14 protein-coding genes are annotated in these 15144 nt (G+C 75.2%); 7 read left to right on the forward strand and 7 right to left on the reverse strand.

Annotation, left to right across the window (positions count from 1 at the left end; genetic code table 11):
- Positions 1–235 precede the first annotated feature (235 nt).
- Positions 236–895 carry a hypothetical protein gene (locus C229_RS0118810; protein ID WP_018656648.1) on the forward strand — a complete coding sequence of 220 codons (660 nt, stop codon included), beginning with the start codon at positions 236–238 and terminating at the stop codon, positions 893–895.
- Positions 896–940: 45 nt separating this feature from the next.
- On the opposite strand, the gene C229_RS0118815 is transcribed toward C229_RS0118810, so the two are convergent.
- The 7 genes from C229_RS0118815 to C229_RS0118845 form a co-directional block, all read right to left on the reverse strand.
- Entirely contained in the window at positions 941–1885 is a 945-nt protein-coding gene (locus C229_RS0118815) for a glutathione S-transferase C-terminal domain-containing protein (RefSeq protein ID WP_018656649.1), read from the reverse strand.
- Complete coding sequence (locus tag C229_RS0118820) at positions 1882–2745, reverse strand: ABC transporter permease (RefSeq protein ID WP_018656650.1); 864 nt, start codon at positions 2743–2745, stop codon at positions 1882–1884. The genes C229_RS0118815 and C229_RS0118820 overlap by 4 nt, the downstream gene beginning before the upstream one ends.
- Positions 2742–3740 (reverse strand): ABC transporter permease, encoded by a 999-nt coding sequence (locus tag C229_RS0118825; protein ID WP_018656651.1) that lies wholly within the window; start codon positions 3738–3740, stop codon positions 2742–2744. The genes C229_RS0118820 and C229_RS0118825 overlap by 4 nt, the downstream gene beginning before the upstream one ends.
- Positions 3733–5370, reverse strand: a complete 1638-nt coding sequence (locus tag C229_RS0118830; protein ID WP_018656652.1) for an ABC transporter substrate-binding protein — start codon at positions 5368–5370, stop codon at positions 3733–3735. The genes C229_RS0118825 and C229_RS0118830 overlap by 8 nt, the downstream gene beginning before the upstream one ends.
- A 63-nt stretch (positions 5371–5433) precedes the next feature.
- Positions 5434–6117 carry an HAD-IA family hydrolase gene (locus C229_RS0118835; protein ID WP_018656653.1) on the reverse strand — a complete coding sequence of 228 codons (684 nt, stop codon included), beginning with the start codon at positions 6115–6117 and terminating at the stop codon, positions 5434–5436.
- Positions 6107–7195, reverse strand: coding sequence for a Gfo/Idh/MocA family protein (locus tag C229_RS0118840; protein ID WP_018656654.1), 1089 nt, complete (start codon positions 7193–7195; stop codon positions 6107–6109). Before C229_RS0118840 ends, C229_RS0118835 begins: the two co-directional genes overlap by 11 nt.
- A complete protein-coding gene (locus C229_RS0118845; RefSeq protein ID WP_033424560.1) occupies positions 7192–8355 on the reverse strand; it encodes a DegT/DnrJ/EryC1/StrS family aminotransferase in 1164 nt (387 codons plus the stop codon). Before C229_RS0118845 ends, C229_RS0118840 begins: the two co-directional genes overlap by 4 nt.
- Positions 8356–8592: 237 nt before the next feature.
- Between C229_RS0118845 and C229_RS0118850 the strand changes: the two genes are divergently transcribed.
- From C229_RS0118850 to C229_RS31075, 6 genes are all read left to right on the forward strand, one after another.
- Positions 8593–9027, forward strand: coding sequence for a type II 3-dehydroquinate dehydratase (locus C229_RS0118850; protein WP_018656656.1), 435 nt, complete (start codon positions 8593–8595; stop codon positions 9025–9027).
- 100 nt (positions 9028–9127) lie between these two features.
- Positions 9128–9340, forward strand: a complete 213-nt coding sequence (locus C229_RS0118860) for a hypothetical protein (RefSeq protein WP_018656658.1) — start codon at positions 9128–9130, stop codon at positions 9338–9340.
- The gene (locus C229_RS0118865) at positions 9337–10248 is read left to right on the forward strand and encodes an ROK family protein (RefSeq protein ID WP_018656659.1); all 912 of its coding nucleotides are present in this window, start codon (positions 9337–9339) and stop codon (positions 10246–10248) included. The genes C229_RS0118860 and C229_RS0118865 overlap by 4 nt, the downstream gene beginning before the upstream one ends.
- Positions 10249–10549: 301 nt before the next feature.
- On the forward strand, positions 10550–11596 hold the full coding sequence (locus C229_RS0118870) for a 3-dehydroquinate synthase family protein (RefSeq protein ID WP_205624516.1): 1047 nt from the start codon (positions 10550–10552) through the stop codon (positions 11594–11596).
- A gap of 1 nt (position 11597) precedes the next feature.
- On the forward strand, positions 11598–12380 hold the full coding sequence (locus tag C229_RS0118875; RefSeq protein WP_018656661.1) for a shikimate dehydrogenase family protein: 783 nt from the start codon (positions 11598–11600) through the stop codon (positions 12378–12380).
- 67 nt (positions 12381–12447) lie between these two features.
- The gene (locus C229_RS31075; RefSeq protein ID WP_205624517.1) at positions 12448–15120 is read left to right on the forward strand and encodes a helix-turn-helix transcriptional regulator; all 2673 of its coding nucleotides are present in this window, start codon (positions 12448–12450) and stop codon (positions 15118–15120) included.
- The last annotated feature ends 24 nt before the right edge of the window (positions 15121–15144 follow it).

Genomic DNA, 15144 nt, shown 5'->3' on the forward strand with positions numbered 1-15144 from the left:
AGCACTCCCCTACGACCCCCCTAAAACCCCGAGTGGCCCATATCACGGCGCACCGGAATCGGCGGGAGAACGGAAAGAACGCGGCGGCCGGTTAAGGACGGCGGAACGTCCGGGCCGATTCCGGGAAAACACGCCGCCGGGCCGCCCGGTATCTAGGGTCACTCACGTAAGGCGGTCGTTGTAGCTCCCGCACGCCGCGTCTCAGTCCGCAGTCTTCTTCGCTGGAGGAATCGTCATGGGAGCCATCCGGGACGTCATCACGTCGTTCGACGCCTCGTCGGATCTGCTCAAGGAGGCGAAGGCCCACCTGGAGACGCTGGAGAACCTCGCCGAAACGAAGGTGAACCTGTTCCAGGAGCAGACGCTGGTGGCGCTGCTGGGCGCCGGCGTCGGGACGGACAAGTCCCCGGCCGTCTCCAGCTTCGGGTCGGAGTTCAAGGAGACCCACGCCATCCAGTCGACGAGCGCGTCGGTCGTGCCCGACGCCGTCATGTCGGCCGTCCGCAGTTTCGTCGCCGGAGGCGGCGACAACATCGTCAACGGCATCGCGACCCTCTTCACGACCACCGTCCAGACCCTGCTGGGCCAGGAGAACACCGAGGGCGGCACCGCCGACACCCTGCTCATCGCGCTCGACGGCGACTCCCTCGTCCGCCTGGACTTCCACGCCTGGGCCCAGTCGGTCCAGTCGACGGCCCTCCAGTCACAACTGGAGCAGGTCTCCGCCTTCTACGCCCGCAAATCCATCATCGACACCACCAAGCTCGACTTCTCCACGTTCAGCGACTACTTCCAGCCGATCGTCAAGGCCGACAACCCCGACCTCAACCACCTCGACCTCCTGGAAGAGACCAAGAAGTACTTCCACGAGTACACCGACCAGGCCACGCCGTGACCTCGGCGCCCCGGCGGCCGCAGGCGTGCCGCCGGGGCGTGCCGGTCAGCTCCAGCCGGGGTGGACGGGCTCGATCCGCAGGCGCCGGACGCCGGGGTTGACGATCGTCGCGGCGCGGGCGAGCAGCGGCGGCAGGGCCGGGAGGTCGGTGGCCTCGCGGAAGGCCGGGCGGGCGTAGAGGTCGCGGGCGTAGGCCCACAGGTGCTCCCACGACGAGAGGGGACGTTCGGTGAGGCCGCTCATCGGGTTGTAGAGCAGGTCGAAGCGGGCGAGGGTCGGCCAGAGGCGGACGTCGGACTCGGTGAGGGCGTCGCCGTGCAGGTGGCGGCGGTCCGCGAGGCGGCCGTCCAGGGTGTCGAAGGCGTCGGTGAGGCGGGCGCGCCAGGCGTCGTGGTCCGCCTGCGTGGTCGCCGCCGCGGCCTGGTACGGGGCGTTGTTGACGTTCTCGTAGACCCAGGCGTTCAGCTCGTCGATCTCGGCCCGCAGATGCTCCGGGTAGAGCCGGACGGACGGGTCGCCGTACGCGTCGAACGCCGTGCCGAGATCCAGCGAGATGTCCGGGAAGTTGTTGCTGACGATCCGCCCCTCCGCCCGGTCCCACAGCACCGGGATCGACAGGTGGCCCGGATAGCCCGGTTCCGTCGCGTCGTACGCCTCCTGGAGCAGCGCGAAGCCGTTCACCGGGTCGGGTCCGCGCGCCGCGCGGAAGGCCCAGCCGCGTCCGTCGCGGGCGTCGTCCACGTAGGAGACCGACACCACGTCCCGCAGCCCCGTCAACCCGATGACGATCACGCTGCGCTGCGACCACGGGCACGCGTACGACGCGTACAGGTGGTACCGGCCCGGTTCGGCCGGATACCCGCTGGAACCGTCGGCCGTGACGCGGCCCCGGAACGGGTAGCGGGGCCGGTTCCAGCCGGACGACACGTCCAGCCGGCCGGGCCCGTACTCGCCGTACCGCTCCACGTCGGCCGGGCTGGCGAAGGTCATGCGGGCCTCCCTTCGGAGCGCTGTTGCAGGGCGCGGCCGACGGCGGTGATCGCCAGGACGGTCGCGGTGATGGCCAGGCCGGGGAAGACCGCCATCCACCAGGCGATCGCGAAGTACTGCTGGCCCGCCGCGAGCATCGCGCCCCACTCGGGCGCGGGCGGCTTCGGGCCGAACCCCAGGTAGCTCAGCGACGACGCCGCGACCATCGCGGCGCCGACCTCGATCGTCGTGAGCACGACCAGCGGCGCGAACGCGTTCGGCAGGACGTGCCGCAGCACGACGCGCGACGGCCGCAGCCCCAGCGACACCGCCGCCTCCACGTACACCGACCGCCGCACCACGTTCGCCTGCACCCGCACCAGCCGGGCGTAGATCGGCATCGTGTACAGCGCGATGGCCAGCACCGACGGCAGCGGCCCCGGCCCGGTCACGGTCAGCACGACGAGCGCGAGCAGCAGCGACGGCAGCGACAGCACCACGTCCATCAGCCGCATGACGATCTCGTCGGCGGCCCGTCCGCCGAGCGCGGCGAGGAGCCCGAGCAGCGTCCCGCTCACCAGCGCGAGCGCGGTCGCGCCCACCCCGGCCAGCAGCGACGGCCGCGCCCCGTGGATCACGCGGGACAGCACGTCGCGGCCGTTGGCGTCGGTGCCGAACAGGTGCGCGCCGCCCGGCGCCTGGAGGGCGCGCAGCGCGTCGGCCGCGTCGGGCGCCTCGGGGGCCAGCAGCCCCGGGAACGCGGACGCCAGCAGCACCAGCGCGACGAACGCCCCGGCGGCCCACAGGCCCGGACGCCACCGCACCCCCCGTCGCGGCACGACGGCGGTCACCTCGGGGACGACGGCGGCCGGGGCGGTCATGACACCCCCCGCAGCCGCGGGTCGATCACCGGGTAGAAGAGGTCCAGCGCGATGTTGATGACGATGTACAGCGCGGCCGTGCAGATGACGACGCCGAGCACGACCGGCAGGTCCTTGGTCACCACGGCGTCCACGACGAGACGGCCGAGGCCCGGCCGCCCGAACACCTTCTCCGTCACCACGATGCCGCCGAGCAGCGCCCCGAACAGCCACCCGACGAGCGTCACGACGGGCAGCAGGGCGTGCCGCAGCGCGTGCCGGAGCCGGACGGCGGCGTCGGTCATGCCGCGCGCGCGGGCGGTCAGCACGAACGGCTCGTCCAGCGCGCGTTCCAGCCCCTCCCGCATGACCTGGGTGAGGACGGCGGTGACCGGGATCGCGATGGCGACGGCGGGCAGGACGAGCGCGGCGACGCTGTCGCCGCCGACCGCCGGGAACCAGCCGAGCCGGAATGAGAACAGCGTGAGCAGCAGGATCGCCGCCCAGAACACCGGCACCGACACCCCGACGAGTTCGACGCCGGACGAGATCGACCGCACCGCGCGCCGCCGGTGCGCGGTGGCGAGCGCGAGCGCGGTCGCGACGGCCAGGCCGAGCGCCAGGCCGGCGGCGGTGAGCTGGAGCGACGGGACGATCGCCGCCCCGATCGCCCCCGTCACCGGCTGGTCGAGCTGGTAGGACCGGCCGAGGTCGCCGAGCAGCGCGCGTCCCACGTAGGTGAGGTACTGGGCGTGCAGCGGCCGGTCCAGGCCGTAGTCGCTGATGATCTGCTGCCGGACCTCCATCGACGCGTCGTTGTTGCCGAGCAGCGCGTCCACGGTGGAGCCGGGGATCGCCTGGAGCGCGAAGAACGACGCCGTCAGCGCGCCCCAGAACACCAGCAGCGACGTCGCGAGGCGCACCGCCGCGCGGCGGGCCGCCCGCCCCGTGATCCGGGACGGGCGGCGATGCGAGCGGACGGGTGCCTTGACGGCGGGCGGGGCGGTCTCAGCCACGGCCGATCCACGCGGTCTGGAACAGCGGGAAGCCCTGCGGCTCGAAGGTGATGCCGCCGACCTTGGCGTTCCGCCCGACCAGAGTGGACTGCACGTAGACCGGGACGACGACGCTCTGCGCGATCACCTTCTGCTGCACCTTCTCGTACAGCTCCAGCCGGGTCTTGGCGTCGGAGCTGGCCAGGGCCTGCTGGAACCAGCCGTCCACCTCCTTGTCGGAGTAGCGGGCGGCGTTCTGCGTGAGGCGCGGGCCCTTGGTGATGTTGCCGGTGTCGAAGAGGCTGCGCAGCGAGTCGGCGTCGGCGCGCATGCTGTAGTCGAGCAGGTCGTACTCGGCCTTGCCGTACTTGACCAGGTACTCGTTGAACGTGACGTTCTGGATGTCGACGTGGAAGCCGACCTTCTTCACCTCGGCCTGCACCTGCTCGGAGAGCGTGACGCGCGACTCCCGGTCCAGGGCCTTCAGGATGGGCCAGCGCAGGGTGAGGCGCTTGCCGTCCTTGGTGCGGTAGCCCTCGCCGTCGCGGGCGGTCCAGCCGGCCTCGTCCAGCAGCCGGTTCGCCTTGGCCGCGTCGAAGCCCCACTGGCTCTCGGTGCCCTTGTCGTAGCCGGGCGCCTGCGGCGACAGCGGGCTGTACGCCTTGGTGAACGCGCCGAAGTAGAGCTTGTCGACGAGCGTCTTGAAGTCGACGGACGAGCGGAACGCGTCCCGCACCTTCGGGTCGGTGAAGACGCCGTGCGTGGTGTTGAGGAAGTAGGAGTAGGTGCCGACCGGCACCCGGTCCACCTTGAGCCGCTTGTCGGCCTCGGCGAGCCGCAGGCTGGACGGCGGCACGGCGAGGATCGCGTCGACCTGGCCGCTGGTCAGCGCGCCGTAGCGGACCGAGTCCTCGACCAGCATCTTGATCTCCAGCCGGTCGAGGCGCGCCGGACCCTGGTGGGACGACGTGGGCGGCGCCCACCTGTAGTCCGGGTTGCGGCGGTAGGTGGCGCTCTGGTGCGCGGTGTACTTCTCCAGCAGGAACGGCCCGGAGCCCACGATGTTCGACGCCTGCGCCGCCGGGCCCTTGGCCAGTTCCTTCGGCGAGTGGATGCCGAAGAAGACCGTGGACAGCACGTTGAGGAACGGCGAGTGCGGGCGCTCGAAGTTCACCTTGGCCGTGTAACGGTCCACGACCTCGGTGTCCTGGTACGGCCCGAACTGCGACGCCGCGAGCTGCGACTTGGTCTTCGGGTCGACGATGTGGTCCAGGTTCGCCTTGACGGCGGCGGCGTCGAACGGGGTGCCGTCGGTGAACTTCACGTCCTGGCGCAGCTTGAAGGTGTAGCTGCGCTGGTCCGGCGAGATCTCCCACGACGTGGCGAGCCACGGCTTGATCGTGCCGTCCTTCTCCTGCGACACCAGCGAGTCCAGGATCGGCCGGGTGAAGATGGCCGTGACGTCCTGCGGGCTCGTGTGCGGGTCCAGCGCGAGCGGTTCGCTGTTGACGGCGAACGTCAGCGTGCCGCCCTGGACCGGCGCGCCGCCGCCCGCCGCCGCGCCGCCCGCCCCGTCGCCGCCGCAGGCGGACAGGGTGAGGGGCAGGACGGCCGCGAGGACGGCGAGCGTTGATCTTCTTGGTCGGAACAACGGAGACCTTCCGGATGTCTTCAGGGGTCGGGTGGGGGGCGGGAGCGGCGGGGTCGGGGGACGTCAGTCGGCCAGCGCGTCGGTGAAGGGCAGCCGGGCCGGGCACAGCTCCAGCAGTTCGGCGGGACGGCGGACGACGACGTCGGGATAGGCGGCGAGCAGCTCGGCCTCGTTGGTCTCGCCCCACAGCGCGGCGACGGCGGTGACGCCCGCGCCGTGCGCGCTGGCCAGGTCGGTGACGGCGTCGCCGACCATCAGCGCCCGGTCCGGCGCGGCGTCGAGCAGGTGCAGCGCGCGCCGCACGATGTCGGGCGCGGGCTTGGGCCGGGCGATCTCGTCGGAGCCGATGACGTAGGCGAACCGGTCCAGGACGCCGAGCGTGTTCAGCAGCGAGCGGGCGCGTGGCCCGCTCTTGCCGGTGGCGACGGCGAGCCGCAGCCCGCGCCGGCGCAGCTCGTCGAGCAGGTCCGCGACGCCGGGGAACAGCGTGACGCGGTGGGCGAGCCGGTAGCTCTCCCGGACGAAGGGCTCCTCTAGCTCCGGCGGGAGCCCCATGATGCGCATGATGTCCGGGAAGTACCGGCCGAGGTGGCGGCTGTACTCGGTGAAGGGTGCCGGGCCGTCGCCGACCACCTCGGCGTAGGCGGTGTGGAACGCCTCGCGCATCACCGCGAAGCTGTCCACGAGGACGCCGTCGAGGTCGAAGACGACGACGTCGGGGGGAGGAAGGGTCGCGTCACCCGGCACGGCGGGCCTCCTGGAGGGGAACGGGCAGCGCGGACGCGTACAGCCGCTCGATCGTGCCGATCATCCGGCGGGCCTGGCCGATGGCGCGGCCCCGGCTCGCCGGGTCGGACAGCCGGGCGGGCAGCGCGTCGAGCTGCCGGACGTACTCGGTGCCGATCGGCTCGTCGGGGACCGGGACGGGCGCGGTGACGCCGTGCCGGGTGCGGGTGAGCGCCGAGCCGGGCCAGCGGTTGGTGCTGAACCCGAACGTGCAGGTCAGGGCGGCGGTGCCCGCCTCGCCGTCGATGGTGAGGCGGGTGGTGTCGCGGGCCTCGTGCGACGCCCAGCTCACCCGCAGCGACACCGAGACGCCGCCGGGGGTGACCAGGAAGCCGCGCGCGGTGTCCTCGACGTCGCCGGACGCGCCGCCGTCCGGGCCGGGGCCGGTGTGCCAGGCGGCGCGGCGGGTGCCGCTGTTGACGAAGTCCGCCGACACCGACCCGACGACCTGGGAGAACTCGGCGCTGTCCAGCGACGGACCGGCCGCGTCGAGCAGGTGCCAGCCGAGGTCGACCAGCGCGCCGCCGCCCGCGCGGCTGCGGTCGGTGAACCAGCCGCCCGACCCCGGGACGCCGCGCGCCCGCACCCAGGCCAGGTCCACGTGCCGGACGGGCCCGAGCCGCGCGGCCAGCTCGTGCAGCGCCGCGACGTCCGCGCGGTACCGGGCGGCGCTGCCCGCGAGCAGCACCGCGCCGCCGTCGCGTTCGGCGGCGGCGAGCCGGTCGGCCTCCGCGACGTTCAGGCAGACGGGCTTCTCCACGAACACCGGGATGCCGCGCCGCAGCAGCCGTTCCGCGACGGGCGCGTGCAGGTGGTTGGGGACGGCGACGACGGCGAGGTCGACCTCCGCGGGGTCGATCTCGGTGACGTCGGCCAGCAGCCGCCCGGCGGGCGCCGCCGCACGCGCGGCCGGGTCGGGCTCGACCACCGCGACGACCTCGTAGCGGGGGTGCGCGCGCAACCGGGGCAGCCAGATCGTCCGGCCCGCCCAGCCGTGGCCGACCAGGACGACGCGGACGGGCCGCTCGGGGGCGCTCACACCGACTCCAGCGCGGCGGCGATGATCCCGGGGATCGCACGGACCGCGTCCTCGTCGGCCAGCAGCGTGCGGTGGTGCAGCCAGATCCCCTCGGAGTGGATCAGCTCGGTGTTGGGGTTGCGTTCCGCGAGTTCGTCCACCGACAGGGCGGGCGCCCCGGTCTCCCAGAAGCCGTTCGTCCGGTAGACGGCGCGGAAGACGACGAAGGCGGGCAGCCCGCGCCGGACCAGTTCCGCGACCAGCGCGTTGCGGCGTTCCTCCCCGATGCCCGGGACGCGGAACATCGCCATGTAGTGCGGGACGCGGGTGGCGCGCTCGTCCCGGCTCTGCGGGACGACGCCGGGGACGGCGGCGAGCAGCGGGGCGAGCAGCGCCGCGCGGCGCTCGCGCGTCTCGACCTGGGAGCCGAGCCGGGCGAGCTGGGCGCGCAGCACGCTCGCGGAGAACTCGTTCAGCCGGAAGTTGGAGCCGGACGTGGCGTGCAGGTAGCGGATGTCGGTCGGTGGGCGGCCGCAACTGTGCCGGAGGAAGCCGTGGTCGCGGCCCTCCTCGTCGGCGAACAGCACGAGGCCGCCTTCGCCGGCCGTCATCAGCTTGCCGTTCTGGAAGCTGAACGCCGCCACCGAGCCGAGTTCCCCGACCTTGCGGCCGCGCCATTCGGCGCCGTGCGCGTGCGCGGCGTCCTGGAGCAGCGGGACGCCGGTGCGTTCGGAGATCTTGCCGAGGGCGTCCAGGTCCGCGATCTGACCCGCCATGTGCACCGGCATGATCGCCTTGGTGCGGGGGGTGATCGCGGCCTCGGCGGCGGCCGGGTCGAGGTTGTAGGTGCCGAGGTCGACGTCCACGGGCACCGCCGTGGCGCCGAGCCGCTGCGCGGCCTGGGAGGACGAGATGAAGGTGAAGGCCGGGACGATCACCTCGTCGCCGGGGCCGACGCCGAGGACCTGGAGGGCCAGTTCCAGCGCGTGCGTGCCGTTGGTGACCGCGAGCGCGTGGCCGCCGCCGTGGAACGCGGCGAACTCGCGCTCGAACGCGTCGACCTCACCGCCGCCCATGCGCCACCACTGGCCCTGTTCCAGCGCCCGCACCAGTGCGGTCCGTTCTGCGTCGTCGTACTGCGGCCATTCTGGGAATTGCGGCGCCGTCAGTGGAGTCGTCATGAGTCGCGCTTTCCTCCGTGCTCGAAAGACGTCGTTCTCGCTCCGGACAAGGGCGTACGCCGGGCGAAACGCCCGACTGCTCGAACGCTAGCGAGAAAGGGGCGCGGCGTTATCCCCTGACGACCCCCCTACATCCCCCCAGCCTTGCCGTCCGGCGGCCGGTTTCCCTTGGCCCGTTTCCCGGGCTGTTGTTATAACCGGGGCGATACGGCGCTCCACCGGAAGGCGAGGCAACACGTGTCCGACCTGCTGCTGCTCAACGGCCCGAACCTCGGCACGCTCGGCCGCCGCGAACCCGAGGTGTACGGCACCGACACGCTCGCCGACATCGAGGCGGCCGTCGCGGACGAGGTCGCGGGCCGGGGCTGGAAGGTCGTCTCGGTCCAGCGCGAGTCGGAGGGGGAACTGATCCACACCCTTCAGGCGAACTACGACGCGGCCGGTGCGATCCTCAATCCGGGCGCGCTGATGATCGCGGGCTGGAGCCTGCGCGACGCCCTCGCGAGCTTCCCCCCGCCGTGGATCGAGGTGCACCTGTCGAACGTCTACGCCCGCGAGTCCTTCCGGCACCAGTCGGTGCTGGCGCCGCTGGCGAACGGCGTCGTCATCGGCCTCGGCCCCCTCGGCTACCGCCTCGCCGCCCAGGCCCTCCTGGCCAAGGTCCCGACGTGACCGTGACGCGCGCACGACTCAGCTTCGACACCGACGGCCCGGCCGCGAGCCGCGCGCGGGACGCGCGGCCCGGCTCCACCCGCACCTACCGGGAGACGCGATGAGCGGCCCGGGCACGCGGCTGGGGATCGACCCCGGCGCCCCGGCCACGCGCCGCGCGCAGGAACGCGCGGCCCGGCTCCACCCGCACCCACCGGGAGACGCGATGAGCGGCCCGGGCGCGCGGCTGGGGATCGACCCCGGCGCCCCGGCCACGCGCCCCGCGCAGGACACACGACCCGACGCCACCCACACCCACCGGGGGACGCGATGAGCGGCTCGGGCGCGCGGCTGGGGATCGACATCGGCGGCACGAAGGTGGCGCTGCGGATCGAGGACGGGCACGGGGCGCGCGAGAGCGTCTTCCGGTGGCCCGCGTCCGCCGATCCGCGCGCCGACCGGGACGCGCTGCGGGCGGGCGTCGCGGAGCTGCGGCGGGTGTGGGACCGGCCCGTCGGTGCGGTCGGCGTGGCCGTGCCCGCCGCGCTGGACGCGGCCGGGCGGGTGACCGCGTGGCCGGGGCGGCCCGGGTGGGCGGGGCTGGACCTGCGCGGGCTGCTGCGGGAGTTGTTCCCCGCCGTGCCGGTGCGGTGCGGCGACGACGGGGACCTCGCGGCGCTGGCGGAGGCCGGGCACGCCGGGGTCCGGCACGTCCTGTACGTCGGGGTCGGGACGGGCGTCGGCGGCGGGATCGTGCTGGACGGCGCGCCGGTGCCGGGCCCCGGGCGCGGGTCGTGCGAGGTCGGGCACCTGGTCATCGACCGGTCCGGGCCGCCGTGCGACTGCGGGCGGCGCGGCTGTCTCCAAGCGTTCGCGTCCGGCCCGGCGACGCTGCGCCGCGCCGCGCGGCTGCGCGGAGAGCCCGCCGGATACGACGAGCTGCGCGAGGGTCTGGCCACGGGCCGGATCTGGGCGCGGGCCGCGCTGCGGGAGACGTCCGCCGCGCTCGCCACCGCCGTCATCGGCGTGACCGAACTCGTCCGCCCCGACGCCGTGATCATCGGCGGCGGGTTCGCCGCCGGGCTCCCCGAACTGGTCCCCGGCGTCCGCGACCACCTGCGCGCCCTGGCCCGCCCCGGCTTCCCCGCTCCCCCGGTACTCCCCGCCCGCCTCGGCGCCCTCTCCTCCCTGCACGGCGCCCTCCTCCTCGCCAAGCCCACGCCCCCGGCCGACGCCCCATGACCGGCCCGCGACGTGGCACGAACCCCGCCCGACGCCCCACCACCGGCCCCCCATCGAGCACGAACCCCACCAAACGCCCCACCACTGCACACGAACCCCGCCGGACGCCCCACCACTGACCCACAACCGCAGACGAACCCCGCCAGAAGCCCCGCCACCGGCCCACGACCGAGCACGGAACCCGGGAGACGCCCCATGACCGCACGACGGCCGAGCAGGACGCGCGCCACAATCCCGGGAGACGTCCCATGACCGCACGACGAGCGAGCAGGACGCGCACCGCGATTTCGGGAGACGTCGCGTGAGCCCGCCCGCGATGGACGCGGGCGTCCGGGACGTCCGGGTCGAGCTCGGTGAGCGCGGGTACCGGGTTCGCATCGGGCCGGGGGTGCGGCGCGGGCTGCCCGGTGTGCTCGCGCGGCTCGGCGTCCGCCGTGTCGCGGTGGTGACGGCGCGGCCGCCGGAGTGGACGCCCGATCCCGGTGTCGAGGCGCTGGTGATCGAGGCCCGCGACGGCGAGCGGGACAAGACGCTCGCGTGGGTGCAGGAGCTGTGCCGCCGCTTCGCCGCGTTCGGCCTGACCCGCGCCGACGCGGTCGTGGCCGTCGGCGGCGGGACGACGACCGACGCCGCCGGGCTCGCCGCCGCCCTCTACCACCGGGGCGTCCCGGTCGTGCACCTGCCGACGTCGCTGCTGGCGCAGGTGGACGCGAGCGTCGGCGGCAAGACCGCCGTGAACCTGCCCGAGGGCAAGAACCTCGTCGGCGCCTACTGGCAGCCCGCCGAGGTGCTGTGCGACACCGACTACCTGACGACGCTGCCCGACCGCGAGCGCGCCAACGGGTACGGCGAGATCGCCCGCTGCCACTTCATCGGCGCCCCCGGCCTGCTCGGCCTGCCGGTCACCGACCAGATCGCCGCGAGCGTCGCGCTCAAGGCGTCGATCGTCGCCGCCGACGAACGCGACACCAGCCGCCGCCACCTGCTCAACTACGGCCACACCCTCGGCCACGCCCTGGAGCACGCCACCGGCCACCGCGTCCGGCACGGCGAGGGCGTCGCGATCGGCACCGTCTTCGCCGGACGGCTCGCCCGCGCCCTCGGCCGCGTCGGCGCGTCCCGCGCGGCCGAGCACCACGACGTCGTCGCCGCCCACGGCCTGCGCACCCGGCTGCCCGCCGGGGTGGGCGACGACGAGCTGATCGGCTACATGCGCGCGGACAAGAAGCGCCAGGGCGACGGTCTCGCCTTCGTGCTCGACGGCCCGGCCGGGGCCGAGCTGGTGCCGGGCGTGCCGGAGGCGACGGTCGCGGCCGTCCTGCGCGCGATGCCGCGCGAGGAGGGGTGACGTGCCGATCAGCGGGACGACCCGGCTGTACGGGGTGCTGGGCGACCCGGTCGCGCAGGTCCGCGCGCCCGCGCTGCTGAACCCGCTCTTCGCGGAGCTGGGCCGGGACGCGGTGCTGGTCCCCGTCCACGTCGGCGCCGCCGACCTGGGTACCGTGCTGGCCGGGCTGGCGGCCGTCCGCAACCTGGACGGACTCCTGGTCACCGTCCCGCACAAGATCGCCGCGCGTCGCCTCGCCGCCGCGCGCAGCCGCGCCGCCGACGTGTCGGGCAGCGCGAACGCGCTCCGCCGCCACCCCGGCGGCGGCTGGTACGCCGACGACTTCGACGGCGCCGGGTTCGTCGCGGGCCTGGACGCGGCGGGCCACAAGGTGCGCGGCGCGCGGCTGCTCATCGTCGGCGCGGGCGGCGCCGGGGCGTCCATCGCGGCCGCCGTCCTCGCCGCCGGGGCGGACGGCGTCCGGCTGCTCGACACCGACCCCGCCCGCACGGCCGCCCTCACCGCGCGGCTGGAGGCGCACTGGCCCGGCCGCGCCGCCCCGGCGGACGGCCCCGGGGAACCGGACATCGCCGTCAACGCGACCCCGCTCGGCCTCCGCCCCGGCGATCCCCTCCCGTTCGACCCGGCGGCCCTGCCGCCCGGCCGCGTCGTGGCGGACATCGTCATGCGCCCCCGCGACACCGCCCTGCTCCGCACGGCGGCCGCGCTCGGCCACGCCGTCCACCACGGCGACCACATGCTCGATCACCAGGTCGCCCTGTACCGGGAGTTCTTCGCCCTCTGACCCGCGCGGCGGGCCAGTGGACGCGCGATTGCCGGGCAGTGGGCGGGCCGACCCGATGATGGGCGGCGTGACGGACTTGATCGAACGTGACGAGCACCTGCGCCGGCTCGACCGCCTGCTCACCGACGCCGCCGACGGGCGGGGCCGCGTCGCCGTGCTGGAGGGCCCGGCGGGGACCGGACGCACCGAACTGCTGCGGGCGCTGACCGACGCCGCCGCCCGGTCCGGCTTCGAGGTGCTGAGCGCCGCCTGTTCGGCGGACGAGCGCGACCTGCCGTACGGGGTCGTGGAACAGCTCACCGGGCCGGGCACCCGCCCGGCGGCGGCGTCGGGCCCCGAGCGGCTGCGCGAGTACCGGGCGCTGGCCGCCCGGCTGCTGGAGGCGGCGCGGGACCGTCCGCTGCTCATCGGCGTGGACGACCTGCGGCACGCCGACGAGGAGTCGCTGCACTTCCTGCTGCACCTCGCCCGGCGGCTGCGGTCCTCGCGCGTCCTGCTGGCGCTCACCGACTCGGCCGCCGCCGGTGCCGCGCACCGGCTGCTGCTGTCGGACCTGTGCCGTCAGCCGCACGCCCGCCGCCTCACGCTCGGCCCGCTGTCGCCCGAGGGCACCGCCCGGCTGGCCGGGCGCGGCGACGCGTACGCCGCGAGCGGCGGCAACCCCCTGCTCGTGGACGCGCTGCGCGAGGACCGGCACGTCCCCGGCGCCGCCTACGGCCTGGCGCTCGTCGGCATCCTGCGCGGCGGCGGGCCCGGCCACCTCGCCACCGCCCGCGCCCTCGCCGTCCTGGACGAGGACGCCGATCCCCGCACGCTCGCCCGCCTCACCGGCGGTGAACCCGCGACGGCCGGTCATCTGCTCGACGCGCTCACCGCCGCCGGACTGCTCCGCGACGGGCGGCTGCGGCACCCGGTGGCCCGGACGGCCGTCCTGGACGACGTCCCCGCCGACGAACGCGCCGGGCTGCACCGGCGCGCCGCCGAACTGCTCTACGACGAGGGCGCCCCCGCCGTCCGCGTCGCCCGGCATCTCGTCGCCGCCGAGCACGTCGGCGCGCCGTGGGCGGTGACGGTCCTGTCGGACGCCGCCGAGCACGCGCTGCTGGACGACCGTCCCGCCCTGGCCGCCGAGTGCCTGCGGCTGGCCCGCCGCCAGGGCGGCGACGACCGGTTCCGCGCCGGGCTGCGGGCCCGGCTGGCCCGCGCCGAGTGGCAGGTCAACCCGGCGGCGGCGGCCCGGCACCTGGCGCCGCTCGTCACGGCGGCCGGTGCCGGGTGGCTCGGCCACGACGACCTGCTCATCCTCGTCAAGCACCTGCTCTGGCACGGCCGCGACGGCGAGGCGGCGCGGGTGCTCGCCGGGCTGCGCGAGCGGTTCGACCGGGCCGGGCCGCGCGGCGCCGACGCCGAGGGCCTGGCCGACCTGGAGACGTGGCTGGCGTTCCGGCACCCGCCGCTGGCCCGCGACCGGCGCGCCCCCGCGCCGCCTCCGGCGCGCGGCCCCGTCCGCACCGGCGCCGACCCGCAACTGCGCTGCGCGGCGATCCTCGCGGGCGCGCTCGGCGGCAGCGACAGCGCGGCGGCGGCCGACCTCGCCGAACGGGTGCTGCGCGACCTGCGGCTGCACCAGCGCAACCCGTGGACGGAGGAGGCCGTCCTGCTGGCCCTCCAGGTGCTCATCCTGGCCGAGCGGCTGGACGCCGTCGCGCGCTGGTGCGCGCGGTCGGCCGAGGCGGCGGGCGGCGGCGCGGTCCCGACGGTCAGCGCGGTGTTCGCCGCCGCGCGCGCCGAGGTGTGCCTGCGGCTCGGTGACCCGCGCGGCGCGGCCGAGCACGCGCGGGCCGCGCTGGAGCACCTGCCCGCGCAGGCGTGGGGCGTGCACGTCGGGCTGCCGCTCGGCACGCTCGTGCTCGCCGCCACCCGGCTCGGTGACCACCGGGCCGCCGCCGAGGCGCTGGCGCGGACCGTCCCCGAGCCGATGTCGGAGAGCTTCGCGGGCGTCTACCACCGCTACGCGCGGGGCCATCACCACCTGGCGACGGGCCGTCCGCACGCCGCGCTCGGGGACTTCCTGCACTGCGGCGAGGTGCTGCGCGCGTGGGGACTGGACGCGGCGGCGCTCATCCCGTGGCGGACGGACGCGGCCGAGGCGTGGCTGCGGCTCGGCGAACGCGACCAGGCGCGGCACCTGGTGCACGAGCAACTGGGCCGTCCGGGCGCGCACGCGTCGCGGGCGCGCGGCCCGGCGCTGCGGCTGCTGGCCGGGCTCGGCCCGCGCGGCCGCCGGCTCGTGCTGCTCGGGGAGGCGCTGGAGCTGGCCGAGGCGTCCGGCGACCGGTTCGAGCAGGCGCGGGTGCTGGCCGGGCTCGGCCGCGCGTATCTGGAGCGCGGCAACCGGCGGCGCGGGCGGCTGCTCGTCCGGCAGGCGCTGCACATCGCGGAGGTGAGCGGGATGGCGGCGCTGGCGCGGGAGCTGCTGTCGATCTCCGCCGGACCGGACGCGGCGGACGAGCGCGCCGCCGGGACGCGGGCCGTCCCGCTCGACGAGCTGACCGAGTCGGAGCGGCGGGTGGCGTCGCTGGCGGTGCTCGGCTACACCAACCGGGAGATCGCCGCGCGGCTGTTCGTCACGCCGAGCACGGTCGAGCAGCATCTGACGCGGGTGTACCGCAAGCTGAACGTCCGGCACCGCCGGGAGCTGCCCGTGACACTGCGGGCGGAGCTGCACCGGGTGGGGTGACGCGGCTCGCGTTACGGGGATACG

This window comes from Actinomadura flavalba DSM 45200 (assembly GCF_000374305.1).
Lineage (GTDB): Bacteria > Actinomycetota > Actinomycetes > Streptosporangiales > Streptosporangiaceae > Spirillospora > Spirillospora flavalba.